9 protein-coding genes and 1 pseudogene are annotated in these 15916 nt (G+C 77.7%); 9 read left to right on the forward strand and 1 reads right to left on the reverse strand.

What is annotated here, in order from left to right; all coding sequences use genetic code 11:
- The 9 genes from ABZ885_RS01035 to ABZ885_RS01075 all read left to right on the forward strand — a co-directional run.
- Window positions 1-593: hypothetical protein (locus tag ABZ885_RS01035; RefSeq protein ID WP_360181655.1), on the forward strand; the 593-nt coding region annotated here is incomplete at its 5' end.
- Between the two features lie 506 nt (window positions 594-1099).
- On the forward strand, window positions 1100-2473 hold the full coding sequence (locus ABZ885_RS01040) for an MFS transporter (RefSeq protein WP_360181658.1): 1374 nt from the start codon (window positions 1100-1102) through the stop codon (window positions 2471-2473).
- A 193-nt stretch (window positions 2474-2666) separates the two neighbouring features.
- The gene (locus ABZ885_RS01045) at window positions 2667-3980 is read left to right on the forward strand and encodes a condensation domain-containing protein (RefSeq protein WP_360181661.1); all 1314 of its coding nucleotides are present in this window, start codon (window positions 2667-2669) and stop codon (window positions 3978-3980) included.
- Between the two features lie 163 nt (window positions 3981-4143).
- Window positions 4144-7287, forward strand: a complete 3144-nt coding sequence (locus tag ABZ885_RS01050; protein ID WP_360181664.1) for an amino acid adenylation domain-containing protein — start codon at window positions 4144-4146, stop codon at window positions 7285-7287.
- Window positions 7284-8465: an acyl-CoA dehydrogenase family protein gene (locus ABZ885_RS01055; RefSeq protein WP_360181667.1), complete on the forward strand. Its 1182-nt coding sequence runs from the start codon at window positions 7284-7286 to the stop codon at window positions 8463-8465. The genes ABZ885_RS01050 and ABZ885_RS01055 overlap by 4 nt, the downstream gene beginning before the upstream one ends.
- Window positions 8466-8509: 44 nt before the next feature.
- Complete coding sequence (locus ABZ885_RS01060; RefSeq protein ID WP_360181670.1) at window positions 8510-10186, forward strand: amino acid adenylation domain-containing protein; 1677 nt, start codon at window positions 8510-8512, stop codon at window positions 10184-10186.
- Window positions 10152-10385 (forward strand): acyl carrier protein, encoded by a 234-nt coding sequence (locus ABZ885_RS01065; protein ID WP_360181673.1) that lies wholly within the window; start codon window positions 10152-10154, stop codon window positions 10383-10385. Before ABZ885_RS01060 ends, ABZ885_RS01065 begins: the two co-directional genes overlap by 35 nt.
- Window positions 10386-10465: 80 nt before the next feature.
- Complete coding sequence (locus ABZ885_RS01070; RefSeq protein WP_360181676.1) at window positions 10466-12388, forward strand: non-ribosomal peptide synthetase; 1923 nt, start codon at window positions 10466-10468, stop codon at window positions 12386-12388.
- The gene (locus ABZ885_RS01075) at window positions 12385-14931 is read left to right on the forward strand and encodes a condensation domain-containing protein (RefSeq protein WP_360181679.1); all 2547 of its coding nucleotides are present in this window, start codon (window positions 12385-12387) and stop codon (window positions 14929-14931) included. The genes ABZ885_RS01070 and ABZ885_RS01075 overlap by 4 nt, the downstream gene beginning before the upstream one ends.
- Here ABZ885_RS01075 and ABZ885_RS01080 read toward each other — a convergent pair.
- A pseudogene (locus tag ABZ885_RS01080) lies at window positions 14876-15829 on the reverse strand (endolytic transglycosylase MltG); the annotation flags it as partial. The gene ABZ885_RS01075 and the pseudogene ABZ885_RS01080 overlap by 56 nt on opposite strands.
- Window positions 15830-15916: the final 87 nt, after the last annotated feature.

A 15916-nucleotide genomic window follows, 5' to 3' on the forward strand; every position in this document is an offset into this window, starting at 1 on the left:
CGGCCGCGCCCGGGACGCCGGCCCCCGGCGGCGGCGCCGGCACGGGCGGCGGGGCCGCACAGCCGGCCGGGGCGGACTCCGACACGCTGCTCCTGGACGACAAGCTCCTGCTCCAGCTGCTGCCCGACCAGAAGGCGATGACCGGCTGGGAGGAGGAGAAGCGCAAGGTCGACACCGCCGACCACGCCACCACCTGCAGCGGCTCCGGCTCCTGCACCGGCAAGCCGCTCAGCGGCACCGCCCGGTTCGCCACCGGCGAGGTGACCGTGCGCTTCGCCGTCGACACCCTGCCGAGCAAGGCGGCCGCCAAGGACCGGCTCACCGAGACCTACGCGGCCTACGGCGACACCGCCAAGTACCACACCGTCGACCTGGCCGCGCTGGGGAGCGAGAGCCGCGCCTTCCAGGGCCAGCTGGCCGGCCGGGACGGCGTCAGCATCGTGCTGCGCTCCGGCACGGTGGTCGCGACGGTGACCACCGAGGGCGGCCCGGCCGACCCCGCGGCCACCCGGCGGCTCGCCGCGATGCTGGTCCAGCGGGTCGAGCAGGCCCAGACGGGCCGCACCCCGGACGCCGTCCTCGGCACGGCCTGACGAACCGCGGTGTGACGAACCGCGGTGTGACGAACCGCGGTGTGAGGAAGAGCTGCGTGGCGAAGAGCCGGCTCGAACCGCGGTCTGACGAAGAGCGGCGTCGAATCACGGCCTGACGCGCCGCCGGACGGGCGGACGGGCGGCCGGCGGTACCGGCCCCGGGCGGGATCCCTGTCCGGGGCCGTGCCGTGGTAGCACGCGGAGGCCACGGGCGGGTGACGCACGGTCAGTGCTTCACCGGATCCGGCCATGTTGAAGGCCGCCGTCCGGTGGCGGGAACGCGCATGTCCGGATTCCGGACGGTGTGACGGAGCTCCGGGTTTGAAGTCCGCCGGGGCGGGACGTTGCTGGTCCGCCTCCCCGGGCGGCGCCGCGCCCCCGCCGGGCGGCGTAAGAAGGGTATAAGCGCAGGTCGGGGGAAGGGCGGGAACCGGCCGTTCTGCCGTGAGGCCGGAAACGGACCGGCTGGTTGCCCGGTGTCGAATCGGTGACCGAGAGTCGTACTGATGAACCACACGCCTCCTTCGACACGCAACCGCCTGCTGGGCTTCCGTGACTTCCGGCTCCTCCTGTCGGGTGCCGTCGCGGCCCAACTGGGCAGCCAGGTGACCCTGGTGGCACTGCCGCTGGTCGCGGTGGTCGAGCTGGACGCCACCCCGTTCCAGGTCGGCCTGCTGACCGCGGCGGAGACCGCGGCCTTCCTGCTGGTCGGCCTTCCCGCGGGCGCCTGGCTGGACCGGATGCGCAAGCTGCCCGTCCTGATCCGCGCCGACGCGGTGCGCTGCCTCGCCGTCGGGTCGATCCCGCCGGCCGCCGCGCTGGGCGGCCTGACGATGGCCCAGCTCTACGCCGTGGCCTTGGTCACCGGGGTCGCCACGGTCTTCTTCGACGTGGCCCACCAGTCCTACCTGCCGGCACTGCTGCCGCGCGACCGGCTCGTCGAGGGCAACGGTGCGGTCGAGACCGTCCGCTCCGCCGCCCAGATCGCCGGCCCGGGGCTGGGCGGCGCCCTGGTCCAGCTGCTCGGCGCGCCGCTGGCGATCGTCGCCGACGCGGTCGGCTACCTGACCTCGGCGGTGGTGCTCTCCCGGATCCGCGCCGAGGAGGAGGCCCCGCCCGCGCCGGAACCCGGGCGCTCGCTGCGCACGGAGGTCGCCGAAGGCGTCCGGTTCGTGCTCCGGCACCCGCTGCTGCGGGTGATCGCCGCCGCCACCGCCGTCTCCAACCTGTTCGCCGCCGTCCTGATGGCCGTCCAGACCGTCTTCTGGGTCCGGGTGCTGGAACTCTCACCGGCCGCCATCGGGGTGCTGCTCTCGGTCTCGGCCGTCGGCGGCCTGGCCGGGGCGCTCTGCGCCGGACGGCTGGCCCGCCGGGTCGGCCAGGCCCGGCTGATCTGGCTGGCGCCCGTCGTGACCGGGCCGTTCGCGGTGCTCTGGCCGCTGGCCGGCGGCGGGGCCGGGGTGGTGCTGTTCGCGCTCGGCTCGGGCACCGTCCTGTTCGGGGCGGTGGCCTACAACGTCGCCCAGGTGAGCTTCCGGCAGAGCGTCTGCCCGCCGGGGCTGCTCGGCCGGATGAACGCCACCATGCGGTTCCTGGTCTGGGGCACGCTGCCGCTGGGCGCGCTGCTCGGCGGTGCCGTCGCCGACGCGGCCGGTCCGCGTGCCGCGCTCTGGCTCTGTGCCGCCGGGTTCCTGACGGTGCCGGTGCCGCTGCTGCGCTCGCCGCTGCGCCGCCTGCGCGAGCTGCCGGCCGGGGCGGACGCGGACGGGGACGCGCCGGCCGGCGAGCCCGCGGACGCTGCTGCCGCTGCCGCTGCTGCTGCCGCTGCCGCTGCCGCTGCCGCCGACGACCTCACCGATCCCGCGAGACCCGCCCGCTGACCCGCCCGCTGACCTGCCCCGATCCGCCCACCCATCTGCGCCCGCCCGGCCTGCTGCCGCCCGCCGCGGGGCCAACGGCCGCTCCGCCGTGCCCCGATCCGCCCCGCCCGCCGGTCCGCCCTGCCTCGATCCGACGGTCCGATCCGCCCCGACCGCCCGCCGATCCGCCCCGAACCGAAAGCGGAGACCTTCCGTGCACACCAGCATCACGGCCGCCTACCTCACCCGGTTCCGGTCCGTCGCCGCCTCCTCCGACCCGCCGGCGGAGCTGCTCCCGCTCACCGGCGCCCAGCGCCGCTTCCTGATCACCCGCCGGCGCGACCCGCAGAGCCGCACCGACGTGGTGCCGCTGTTCTTCGCCTACCCCCGCGGCACCGTCGACCTCCCGCGCCTGCACCGCGCCGCCGTCCGGCTCGCCGCGCACCACCCGGTGCTGCGCGGCGGCTTCAGCACCGTCCGCGGCACCCCGGTCCTGCGGCTCGGCGCACCCTCGGTCGAGGCCGCCCGGGCGGAGACCGGTCCCGGCAGCACGGCTGCGGACGCGCTGCGCCGCGCCCTGCTCGACTGGCCGGCCGACGGACCGGCGCTGCGGCTGCTGCTGGCGGCCGCGCCGGACGACGACGAGGAGCTGCTGGCCGTCGCCCTGGACCACGCCGCCTGCGACGAGCAGTCGCTCGGCCTGGTCACCGCCGGACTGGCCACGGCCTACGCCGAGGACGACGGCGCCGGGCCGGCGGGGGACGACGACGGCCTGGCCTCCTACCGGGAGGCGGTGGAGCTCCAGCTGTCGGCCGAGGCGGCCGCCGCGAACGCCGCCGCGCACGCCCACTGGTCCGCCCGGCTCGGCGGCCCGGGCGGGCCGGGAGACCCCGGCGCGCCCGCCGGTCCGGGGGCGTCCGGCACGGTGGCCCGCACCACCGGCATGCTCACCGACCGGCTGCCCGCCCCCACCGGCGCCGCCCGCAGCGGCGTCTTCCCCGCCCTGCTCGACGCCGTCGGCGCCGCCGCCCGCCGGCTCTCCGGCCCGGACCGGGTGCTCGCGCTCGGCTACCCCTGGGGCGGCCGCCCGCCCGGCGCGCCGCCGGTGGTCGGCTGCTTCCTCAACACCCTGGTGCACCCCGTCCCGCCCGGCCCGGCCGCCGGCCTGGACGAGCTCAGCGCCGCCTGGTGGGACGACCTCGACCACGCGGACACCCCGTTCGACGAGGTGCTGCACGCCGCCCGCTCGGCCGGGGCGTCCTGGACGGGAGCGCTGGACGGGCTGCTCACCTTCGAGGACCTGCAACGCCGCCCGCCCCTCGTGCTCGGCGGCACGCCCGGCCGCGAGACCCACCTGGCCGGGCGCCCGCTGGCCGCACCGCTGGCGGTCTCCGCCTCGCACGGCGCCGACCTGCTCGTCCGCCTCGCCTGGGACCGCGACCGCCACCCGGACGCCGCCGCCGAGGCCGCGTTCCGGGCGCTGCTGGACACCCTGCGCCGGCACCTGCACCCGGCGGCGGGCGACTGACCCGCCGCCAACCCGCCCCCGGGCACGCCCGGCCCCCCACGACCGCAAGCCTCCCGAGGCCGGACGCCACCACCCCCGGCATCCGACCCGACCAGGCGGCGGGCCCACCAGGCCCGCTCCGCCGTCCGACCGCACACCCACCCGCCACCACAAGGGAGCCGTCATGTTCGCCCTCTCCTCCTCGCAGGAGATCGTCTGGCTGCACGAGCAGTTGCAGCCGGGCAGCCGCGCGTACAACTTCACCGCCGCCCTCGACCTCTGGGGCCCGCTCGACGCCGACGCCCTGCGGGCCGGCCTGACCGCGGTGCTCGGCCACCACCCGGGCCTGCGGCTCGAACTGGTGCCCCGGCCGGAGGGCCTGCCCGGTCAGCGGGTCGGCACCCGTACCGAGCCGCGGCTGCGCACCACCGACCTCAGCACCGAGGCCGACCCCGAGGCCGCCTTCCAGGCGCTGCTCGCCGCCGAGGCCGCGGAGCCGCTCGACACCACCGAGGCGCCGCTGCTGCGCTGGCACCTGGCCCGGCTCGCCGACGGCCACCACCGGCTGGTCCACGTCGAGCACCACCTGATCCACGACGGGCACTCGTTCGCGATCCTGCTGCGCGACCTCTTCACCGTCTACCGCGCCCACGTGCTCGGCGAGGAGCCCGGCCTGCCCGCCGCCCGCTCGTACGAGGAGCACGCCCGGCTCGACGCCGACACCTCCCGGGCCGAGCAGCGCGAACGCGGACTGGCCTTCTGGAAGCGCGAGTTGCAGGACGCCCCGCTCGACCTGGCACTGCCCGGGCTGGCCCGGCCCGGGGCCGCCCGCCGCCACCGGGGCGGGCAGCTGCGCCAGTCGGTCGGCGCCGACCTGGCCGAGCGGCTCCGCGAGCGCAGCCGGGCGGACGGGCACACCCCGTTCTCCACCCTGCTCACGCTCTTCGCCGAGCTGCTGCGCCGCCACAGCGGCCACCCCGAGCTGGTGGTCGGCACGGCCGTCGGCAACCGTCCGCCCGGCTTCGAGGGCACCGTCGGCATGTTCGTCAACACGGTCCCGCTGCGCCTGCGGCTCGACCCGGCCGCGCCCGGCACCGAGGCCGTGGACGAGGTCACCGACGTGCTCTTCCGCGCGCTGCCCCACCAGGACGTGCCGGTCCAGGAGCTGACCCGGGCACTGGGCCGGCACACCACCGGCGCCGACAACCCGCTGTTCAGCGTGATGTTCAGCGCGCACGACGCGCCGCTGCCCGACATCGCGGCGCCTGGCCTGGAGATCTCGCTGTACGAGGGCTTCAACACCGGCACCACCCGCTTCGACCTGGACGTGGTGCTGCTGCCGGACGACCGCCGCGTGGTCGGCGAGAAGCACGGCGCCGCCGGGATGACCCTGGTCTGGGACTACGACGCGGACCTGTTCGGCGAGGACGTCGCCGGGCTGCTCGCCGAACGCCTGCTGGAACTGCTGCGCCGCTACCTCGACCGGCCGGAGGCGCCGCTCGCCGAGCTGGCCGGGGCGGTACCCGGGGCCGGCGAGGGCGAGGCACCCGCGCCGGCGGCCACCCTCGACCCCGTCGCCGGCCACGACCCCTCCGCCCTGGCCGTGATCGCCGGCACCGAGCGGCTCACCTACGGGGAGCTCGACCGCCGCGTCGCCGCCCTCGTCGAACGGCTGCGCACCGCCGGCGTGACGCCCGGCCGGGCGGTCGCCGCCGTCCTGCCGCGCGGGGTGGACAGCCTGGTCGCCCTGCTCGCCTGCCTGCGGCACGGCGCCGTGTACGCCCCGCTCTCCGCCGAGGACCCGGCGGCCCGCCTCGGCCTGCTCCTCGACCGGCTCGGCCCGGCCCTCGTGCTCGCCACCCGGCAGAGCGCCCTCGCACTGCCCGCCGAGGGCGTCACCCCGGCGCTGCTCGACGGCCCGGCGTTCCCGCAGGCCGAGCCCTCCGCCCGGCTCGACGGCGCCGCCTACCTCATCCACACCTCCGGCTCCACCGGCGTGCCCAAGCCGGTGCTGGTCGGCCGGGACGCGCTCGCCCGCTACGTCGGCGCGATCGCCGAGCGGTACGCGCTGAGCCCGGCCGACCGGGTCCTGCTCTTCGCCCGGCCCTCCTTCGACGTCGCGCTGGAGGAGGCGCTCCCCTCGCTGGCCGCCGGCGCCACCCTGGTGCTGCCGCAGCGCGAGGTGCCGACCGGGCCCGAGCTGGTCGCGGTGCTCGCCGCCCGCGGCGTCACCGTCGCCAACCTGCCGACCAGCTACTACCTCGCCGTCCGCGAGGAGTTGGGCGAGGCGCTGCGGGACGACCGGTGGGCCTCCGCGCGGCTGCTCGTGCTCGGCGGGGAGCGGCTGCCCGCGCGGGCGCTGGCCGGACCGGCCGACGGCACCGCCGTGACCGTGCTGAACGCCTACGGCGTCACCGAGGCGACCGTCACCTCCACCGTCCACGAGGTGACGGCGGAGGACCTCGCCGAGGACGACGAGATCCCGCTCGGCACCGAACTGCCCGGCACCCGGGTGCACGTCCTGGACGACGGCCTGCAGCCGCTGCCGGCCGGCGCCGTCGGCGAACTGGCGATCGGCGGCGGCGCGCTCGCCGACGGCTACCTCGGCCTGCCCGAGGCCACCGCGGCCCGGTTCACCACGGTCCCCGCGCTCGGCGGCGAGCGGGTGTACCGCACCGGCGACCGCGGCTACCGCGACCTGCGGGGCCGGCTCCGGTTCCTCGGCCGGCGGGACAACCAGGTCAAGCTCCGCGGCCACCGGATCGAGCTGGAGGAGATCGAGGCGGCCGCCTCCGCCGAACTCGGCGGCCGGTCCTGCGCGGTCGTCCTGCACCAGGACCCGGCCGCCGGCCCCCGGCTGCTCGGCTTCCTGGAGGGCACCGACCGGCCCGACCAGGCCGCGCTGCACACCGCCCTCGCCCGGCGGCTGCCCGCCGGGCTGGTCCCGGCCACCTGGACGGCACTGGACACGATGCCGGTGCTGCCCGGCGGCAAGCCCGACCGGGCCGCCCTGGCCCGGCTCGCCGCCGAGACCCCCGCCCCCGGTGAGGCCGCCCCGGAAGCCCAGGCGTTCACCGACCCCGGTCAGGCGCTGGTCGCCGAGGCCTGGCGGGAGGTGCTCGGCCACGACCGGTTCACGGCGGGCTCGCACTTCTTCGAGGTCGGCGGCCACTCGCTGCTCGCCGCCCGGCTCGCCGCCTGGCTGGAACCGCGGCTCGGCAGCCGCCCGCAGCTGCGCACCCTCTTCCAGCACCCCGTCCTGGCCGACCAGGCGCTCGCGCTGACCGGCGGCCGCCCGGTGACCGAGCAGATCGAGGCGGGCGCATGAGCCTCTCCGCCCCCTCCGCCGTCCTGGAGGACGGCCACCGCGAACTCGTGGACGCCTTCGAGAGCTTCGTCCGCCGCGAACTCGTGCCGCTGGCCGCCGAGTTGTCCGAGACCGCCGACCTGCCCCCGGCCGACCTGCGGGCCTACGTCCGCAAGCGCTCCGCCGCCCTCGGCTTCTACGCTGGCGACTACCCCGAGGAACTCGGCGGCTCCGGCATGCCGTTCACCGCCGTGGTCCTGCTGCACCACGCCGCCGGCCGCAGCGGCTGCCCGCTCGCCCCGTACGCGCTGGCCGGCTCCGACGGGCCCAGCCCGCTGCTGCGGCACGGCACACCCGAGCAGATCGAACGCCACCTGGTGCCGCTGGTCCGCGGCGAGCTGACCCGCTGCCTCGCCCTCACCGAGCCGCAGGCCGGCTCCGACGCGTTCCGGCTCGGCACCACCGCCGTCCGCGACGGCGACGGCTGGCTGCTGAACGGCCGCAAGACCTTCGTCAGCAACGCCGAGCACGCCGACCTCGCCCTGGTGGTCACCGCCACCGACCTCGGCACCGGCGCCGGGCCGACCGCCGGCGCCACCGCCTTCGTCCTCCCGATGGACCACCCCGGCCTGCGGATCGGCCAGCGCTACGAGGGGATGTCCGGCGAGCCGCTGTTCGAGCTCACCCTGGACGCCGTCCGGGCACCGATGGACGCGGTGATCGGCGGCGCGGCCGGTGTCGGCGCCGCCACCGCGCTCGCCATGGACAGCCTCTCCCGGGGCCGCCTGGTGGTCGCCGCGATGTGCAACGGCATCGCCGAGTACGCGCTGCGCCTCGGCGTCGAGTACGCCCGGGAGCGGCAGGCCTTCGGCGAGCCGATCGGGAACTACCAGCACGTCCAGGAACACCTGGTGGCCACCCGGGCCGAGGTGGAGGCCGCCAAGCTGCTGACGCTGGCCTGCGCCCGGCTGGTGGACGACGGCACCGAGGCGCCGGAGAACGCGGCGCTGGCCAAGCTCACCTCCTCCGAGACCGCCGTCCGCGCGGTGGACCGCTCGCTCCAGGTGCACGGCGCCACCGGCTGGGTGCGCGGGCACCCGCTGGAGTTCCTGTACCGGTACGTCCGGATGACGACCATCATCGAGGGGACCTCCGAGGTCCAGAAGGTGATCGTGGCCCGGGCCATGGGCCTGGGCTGAGCCGTGCCCGTCGGCAACCGCAATCAACCCTCGGAGAAACCGACATGACCGACCATCAGGACCTCAGCATCGCGTACGGCCGGCCGCACCACGACGGCGCCGTCCTCGACCTCTTCACCACCTGGGCCCACCGCACCCCGGACGCCCCCGCCCTGATCGACGGCGAGCGCAGCTGGAGCTACGCCGAACTCGACCGGCTGGCCACGGACGTGGCCGACCGGATCGCCGGCCGGGTGCGCCCCGGCGACCTGGTCGGCCTCTGCCTGGGCCACTCGGTCGCGCTGGTCGCCGCCACCCTGGCGGTCGCCCGGCTCGGCGCCGTCCACCTGCCGCTCGGCCCGCGCCCCGGCGAACGCCGGCTCCAGGCCGTCGCCGAGCAGCTCCGCCCGGCCTGCCTGATCGGCGACCCGGCCCTGCTGCCGCCCACCCACCGGGACGGCGCGCAACTGCCGCTGCCCGTCCCCGCCGAGGGGGCCAACGCCGCCGCCACCGTGGTCGCCGCGTTCGCCGTCGCCGGCCCGGACGGCGCGGAGCCCGTCCGGGCCCCCACCGGCACCCACTACGCCGTCCTCACCTCCGGCTCCACCGGCACCCCCAAGGCCGTCGCCGTCGGCGAGTCCTCGCTCGGCGCGATGCTGCACTGGTACCGCGAGCTGACCGGCCTCGGCCCCGGCGACCGGCACAGCCTGCTGATCGGCGTCTCCTTCGACCCGCACCTGAAGGAGCTGTGGGCCGCCCTCACCGCGGGCGCCGCGCTCAGCGTCGCCCCCGAGGCCGTCCGCTGGGACCCGGCCGCGCTCACCGACTGGTGGCGCGAGGCCGGCATCACCGTCGCCGTGCTGCCCACCCCGCTCGCCGAACCGGTCCTCGACCGCCCGTGGCCCGAGGGGACGCCGCTGCGCCACCTCACCATCGGTGGCGACCGGCTGCGCCGCGCCCCCGGCCCGGACGTCACCGTGACCGTGCACAACGCCTACGGCCCGGCCGAGGCGACCGTCGTCACCACCGTGCACACCATGCCGCCGGGCGGCGGCCACGACGCCGGCCCGCCGCCGATCGGCCTCCCGGTCCCCGGCGCCGTGGTGCTGGTCGCCGGCCCGGACGGCCGCCCGGTGCCGCGCGGGCAGGCGGGCGAACTGCTGGTCGGCGGCCGCGGTCTGGCCATCGGCTACCTGGACGCCGAGCTCACCGCCCGCCGCTTCGTCGGCGCACCGGACGCCGTCGAGGGCACGGACCGGGTCTACCGCACCGGCGACCGGGTGCTGATGCGCCCGGACGGCGTGCTGGAGTTCCTGGGCCGGCTGGACGACCAGGTCAAGGTGAGCGGCGTCCGGATCGAGCCCGCCGAGGTCGAGGCCGCCTTCGAGCGCGACCCGCGGGTGCGGCGCGCCGTCGTCGCCGCCCGCCCGGCCCCGGCCGGCGGCGTCCAGCTCCTCGCCTTCGTCCAACCGGCCGCGGACGCCGGCCCGTTGACGGGAGCCGAGTTGCTGGACGAGGTCCGTCCCTGGCTGCCGGAGCAGGCCGTGCCGGCCCTCGCCCGGCTGGTCGACGCCTTCCCGCTGGACGCCAACGGCAAGGTGGACCGGGCGGCACTGCTCGCGGCGGACCACGGCGCCGGTCCGGACGCCGGGGCGCCGGGGGGAGCGGGGCGCCGGAGACCCGGGCGCGACGCCGGCCGAACGGACCGTGCTGCGGCTCTGCCGCGGCCTGCTCGGCCGTGACGACCTCGGCCCGGACGACGACTTCATGGCAGCGGGCGGTAGTTCGATCACCGCGGCCCGGCTGCTGGCGGCCCTGGAGGAGGAGTGCGGCGTCCGGCTGCGCGCGCCGCAGCTGCTGCGCCAGCCGGACCTGCGCGCCGTCGGCCGGCTGGTCGAGCAGCGGCTGGCCGCCGAGCGGCTGCCGGTCGCCACCGCCTGACGCCCGGCCCGTCCACGCCGTAACCGTCGTGACCACAGGGCGCCCCGGCCGCCACCGGGGCGCCCGGAAAGGGATGACCCATGACCGCTCCCACCCCGGAGCACCCGGCCGCCATGGCCGCCACCCTCCCCGTCCTGATCGCCCGCAACGCCGAGCAGAGCCCGCACGCCCTCGCCGTCACCGACGGCACCACCACCCTGACCTACCGCGAACTCACCGACGCCGCCCGCCGGTTGGCCGGTGAACTGGCCGCCCGGGGAGTCCGCCCCGGCACCGCCGTCGGACTGCTCTGCGCCCGCGCCACCCGCCTGGTCGTCGCCCAGCTCGCCGTCTGGTGGGCCGGCGGCCACGTCGTCCCGCTGGACCCGGCCCACCCGCGCCCGCGCATCGCCGCGATGACCGAGGACGCCGGCGTCCGGCTCACCCTGGGCGACAAGGCGCTGCTCGCCGACGCCGGACTGTCCGACGGGCCGGTGCTCGTCCTGACCGAGACCGGGCCGGCCGACCCCGCCACCGCCACGTCGGCGGCGCTGCCGGCCGCCCCCGGCCCGGCGCAGGTCGCCCTGGTGCTCTACACCTCCGGCTCCACCGGCCGCCCCAAGGGCGTCCAGGTGCCGCACGGTGCCATCGCCGACCTGGTCACCGCCGCCGACGCGATCGCGCTGCGCCCCGGCGACCGGGTGCTCTTCCACTCGCCCACCACCTTCGACGCCGCCACCTTCGAGCTCTGGGCCCCGCTGGCCTGCGGCGCCGCCGTCGCCGTGTCGCCGGCCGAGCGGCCCTCCGGGGAGGAACTCGCCCGCGACATCGAGCGGTTCGGCGTCACTACGGCGCTGCTGACCACCGCGCTCTTCCATCACCTGGCGGCCCGGCGGTCCCGGCTGTTCGGCGTCCTGCGCACCCTGGTGGTCGGCGGCGAAGCGCTCTCCGCCGAGCACGCGCACGCCGTCCTGCGGGCCTTCCCCTGGCTGGAGCTGGTGAACGCGTACGGCCCGACCGAGGCGACCACCTTCACCACCCTGCACCGCGTCGACCCGGCCGACGGCGCGGGCCCGGTGCCGATCGGCCGCCCGTTCGGCGGCGCCCGCACCCACGTCCTGGACGAGCGGCAGGCCCCGGTGCCGGACGGCACCCGCGGCGAGCTCTGGATCTCCGGCGACCGGCTGGCCCTCGGCTACGTCGGCCGGCCGGAGCTGACGGCCGAGCGGTTCCGGGACCTGCCCGGCCCCGGCCGCGCCTATCGCACCGGCGATCTGGCGGTCCGCCGCCCGGCCGGCACCCTGGAGTTCCACGGCCGGGCCGACGACCAGGTCAAGGTGCGCGGCTTCCGGATCGAGCCCGGGGAGGTCGAGCACGCGCTGCGGGCCTTCCCCGAGGTGGCCGACGCGGCCGTGGTGGTCCGGCGGGCCGGGCAGGAGGACGCCGCGCTCACCGCGTGCCTGGTGCCCGCCGACGGCGCCCGGCCGGTGCCCGAGGCGCTCCGCCGGCGGCTGGCCGGGCTGCTGCCGGCCCATCTGGTGCCCACCGCGTGGACCCTGCTGGACGCCCTGCCGCTCACCGGCCGCGGCAAGGTGGACCGCCGCGCCCTGGCCGCCGACGACGGCCCGGCCGGAACCGGGGAGACCGCCCCCGCGCCCGCCCTCGCGGGTGACCCTGCCGTGGAGCCCGCCGCGCTGACGCCGATCCAGCAGGTGGTCGCCGAAGCCTGGTCCCGCGCCCTCGGGCGCCCGGTGACCGCGCCGGACGCGGACTTCTTCGCCGAGGGCGGCCACTCCCTGCTCGCCCTCTGGATCGTCGACGACCTGCGCGAGGACCTCGGCGTGGACGTCCCGCTCGGCGACTTCCTCGACCACCCCACCGTCGCCGGCCAGGCCGACCTGATCGAACGCGCCCTCCTGGCCACCGACGACGCCCCCGCTGGCGACGTCCACGCCGCCGACGCCACGTCGCCCGGCGACCCCGGCACCGGGCCCGCCGCGCACCCCCTGGAGCACACGCGATGACCACCACCCCCGCCGCCCGCCCGGGCGCCGACCCCGTCGCCCGCCAGGCCGGGCTGCTGGACCGCGCCCGCCGCCGGGCCGGCACCGAACGCGACCGCACCACCCGCCCACTGCCCCGGACGGCGGCGTCCGGCCCGGCCCCGCTCTCCCACGCCCAGCAGCGGATGTGGCTGATGGACCGGCTCGGCCAGGGCGGCGCCCGCTACCACGTCCCGCTCGCCACCCGGCTGCGCGGCCCGCTCGACACCGGGGCGCTCGCCGCCGCCCTCACCGCGCTCACCGCCCGCCACGCCGTGCTCCGCACCCGCTACGGGCAGGGCGCGGACGAGCGCCCGCACCAGGAGGCCGGCCCGGTCACCCCGGTCCCGCTGCCGGTGGTCCCGGCCGACCCGGCGGCCGCCACCGCCCTGCTGCACGCGGAGGCGGCCCGCCCGTTCGACCTCGCCACCGGCCCGGTCCTGCGCGCCCTCCTCCTCCGGCACGCCGCCGAGGACCACACCCTGCTCCTGACGATCCATCACATCGCCGTCGACGGCGGCTCCCTGCCCGTGCTCGCCGCCGACCTGGCCGCCCTGTACGCGGCCGAGTGCGAGGGCCGCCCGGCCGACCTGCCCGAGCCCGGCCTGCCGTACGCCGACTACGCCCGCTGGGAGCGCTCCCGTGACGGCGAACTCGCCGCCGCGGCCGACACCCGGGCCGCCCACCTGGCCGGCGTCCGGCCGCTGCCGCTGCTGCGGCCCGTCCCGCCCGGCACCCCGGAGCGGCCGGCCGCACTGCACACCGCCCCGCTCACCGCCGGCACCCTCGACGCCCTGCGGCGGCTCGGCGCCCGGCACGGCGCCACCCTGTTCACCGTGGTGCTGGCGGCGGCCTTCGCCACCCTGCGGATCGCCTCCGGCGAGACCGACCTCACCGTCGGCTGCGCCGGCGGCCACCGCGCCCGGCCCGAACTGCGCCGCCTGGTGGGCCTGAACGTCAACACCCTCCCCGTCCGCGCCGCCCTCGCCGGGGACCCGGCCTTCACCGGGCTGCTCGCCGAGGTCCGCACCGCCCTGCTCGACGCGCAGCAGCACCAGGACGTCCCGTTCGACCTGATCGTCCAGCGGCTCGGCGCCGCCGCCCGGGGCGCCGACGGCACCCCGCTGCTCGCCGTCGGCTGCGACCTCGTCCGCCCGGCCGAACCGCTCGCGCTGCCGGGCCTGGCCGCCGAGGCGGTCGAGGTCGACCTCGGCCTGGCCAAGTTCGGCCTCACCCTGCTGGTCGAGGACGGCCCGCAGCCCCGCTGCCTGCTGCAGCACGACCCGGCGGCCGTCGCCGAGCCGGACGCCCGGCGGCTGCTCACCGGGTTCGCCGAGCTGCTCGCGGCCGTCGCCGCCGACCCGGACCGCCGGCTGAGCGGCCTGCCCGGCACCCGCCTCACCGCCACCGTCACCGCCGGAGCCGCCGCCACCGACCCCACCCCCCACCCCGCCGTCACCGCGCTGCGGGCCGACCCCCGGATCGCCGACGCCGCCGTCCTGGCCCCGGACGGCGGGCGGCTCCTCGCCTACGCCGTGGTCCGCGGCCCGTCCGCGCCGAGCCCCGCCGCCCTGCGCGCCGCCCTGCGCCGGCACCTCCCGCCGGAGCTGCTCCCCGCCGCCGTCACCCTGCTGGACACCATGCCGCGCCACCCCGACGGCGCCCTCGACGCCACCCGCCTCCCCGGCGCACCCGCCGCCGGCCCGGGCGCACCCGCCGCCGACCCCGGCCCGCTCGACGCCGTCCGGACCGCCTTCGCCGAACTCCTGGGCACCCGCCCGCCCGCGGACGGGGACTTCTTCCAGCTCGGCGGCCACTCACTCGTCGCGGTCCAGCTCGCCGAGCGCCTGCGCACCCGCACGGGCCTGCCGCTGACCGGGCTGGACGTGCTGGAACAGCGCACCCCGCAGTCCCTCGCCGCCCTGCTCGCCACCCGCGCCGCCGAGCGCCGCGCCGCCCTCGCCCGCCCGTCCGGCGCACCGGCGCGCACCACCCGGGCCACCCGCGCCGGGACCGTCCTGCTCACCGGCGCGACCGGCGGCGTCGGCGCGGCCCTGTTGCAGGAGCTGACGGCCCAGGGCCGCCCGGTGCGGGCGCTGGTGCGGCCCGAGTCGGCGCACCTGGTGGCCCGCAGCGGCGCCGAGGTCGCGGAGGGGGACCTCGCCGACCCCGACAGCCTGCGCCGCGCGGTCGAGGGCGTCGACGCGGTCGTCCACGCCGCCTGCACCTTCACCGAGCACGCCACCGACGTGGCCGCCATGCGCGTCCTGGTGGACGGCTGGCGGGGCGGCGCCTTCGTCTTCGTCAGCAGCACCGACGCCTACGGGCGGCCGCCGACGGCCGAGGTCCCGGAGGGCGGCCCGGACACCGCGCCGGTCAGCGCGTACGGGCGGGCGAAGCTGGAGTGCGAGCGGATCCTGCTGGCGGCGGCGGCAGCCCCGGGTGCAGATAGGTGTTGTACGGCGAGTCCAGCCTGGTGTCCGTCACCGTCGTGTTCAGGGTCGAGCGCCCGAGCGCGTAGTTGATCGTGGAGTCCAGCTGCAGCGGCATGCCCTTGGCGAGCCGGTTGTAGATGACCCGGGCCACCTTGGCCATGTCCTCGGTGTTGTCCGCCTCGCCCTGGACCATGCTGGCGATGGTGACCAGCCCGTACAGGCTCTGCCCGAGGGTCTGCGCGACCGTGTCCGCGTCGTCCCGGGCGAACTCCTTCCCCGCCCGCTCGACCATCTGCTTCAGCAGGTCCACCGCCGTGGTGCCCTCGGTCACGCTGTACGTCGCGGGGAAGAGGTACCCCTCCGGGCTGCCCTTGGCGAACTCCGGCAGGCCCAGCTCGCCGGCCTGCTCCTGGGCGGCCTTCTGGGCGGTGCCCTCGGGCAGGTTCAGCTTCTTGTCGATCGCCGTGTAGATCTGGTTGCCGCGCCACCCCTCGGGGATGGTCAGGCCGTTGGCGTTGGCCGGGTCGACCAGGATCGCCAGCGCGGCGGCCGCCGACATCTTCTGCTTCAGCGTGTAGGTGCCCGGCTGGATCCGCCCGGCCGCGGCCGCGCTGCCCCGGGCCGCCCGGGTGAAGGCGAGCGAGCTGGCCACCACGCCGTTGCGGACCAGCGCGGAGGCGATCTGGGTGAGCCCGGCGCCCTCGGGCACCGAGACCTGCACCTCGCCGCTGCCCGCGCCCGCGTAGTCGGCGGCGGCAGGCGGCTTCCGCTGGCCCTGCAGCCAGCTGTAGCCGGTGAGGCCGAGCCCGCCGAAGACGGCGATCAGGGCGAGCGCGGTCAGCCCGCAGGCCAGGCCGTTGCGCCGGCGGTGCGGGTCCGGCGGCTCGGGGCGCGGCCGGAGCGTGCCCGGCGGACGGCCCTCCGGCTCCGTGACCGGCGCACCGAGGTGGCCGGGCGTGAGCCCCGGAGTGAGGTCCAGGTCGGTCATGGCGCCCCCTCGGCGGTCCCGGAAACGGAGCGAGGGGCCCGTGCGGACGCGTCCGCACGGGCCCCTCACCGGGACGTTAGAACAGGC

Origin of the sequence: Kitasatospora sp. NPDC047058, assembly GCF_040643935.1 — a bacterium.
Taxonomy (GTDB): Bacteria; Actinomycetota; Actinomycetes; order Streptomycetales; family Streptomycetaceae; genus Kitasatospora.

Bases quoted from the DNA above. Each gene is read 5' to 3' on its own strand.
- ABZ885_RS01040 (WP_360181658.1), top strand. From the start codon at position 1,100: ATGAACCACACGCCTCCTTCGACACGCAACCGCCTGCTGGGCTTCCGT.
- ABZ885_RS01050 (WP_360181664.1), top strand. From the start codon at position 4,144: ATGTTCGCCCTCTCCTCCTCGCAGGAGATCGTCTGGCTGCACGAGCAG.
- ABZ885_RS01055 (WP_360181667.1), top strand. From the start codon at position 7,284: ATGAGCCTCTCCGCCCCCTCCGCCGTCCTGGAGGACGGCCACCGCGAA.
- ABZ885_RS01060 (WP_360181670.1), top strand. From the start codon at position 8,510: ATGACCGACCATCAGGACCTCAGCATCGCGTACGGCCGGCCGCACCAC.
- ABZ885_RS01070 (WP_360181676.1), top strand. From the start codon at position 10,466: ATGACCGCTCCCACCCCGGAGCACCCGGCCGCCATGGCCGCCACCCTC.
- ABZ885_RS01075 (WP_360181679.1), top strand. From the start codon at position 12,385: ATGACCACCACCCCCGCCGCCCGCCCGGGCGCCGACCCCGTCGCCCGC.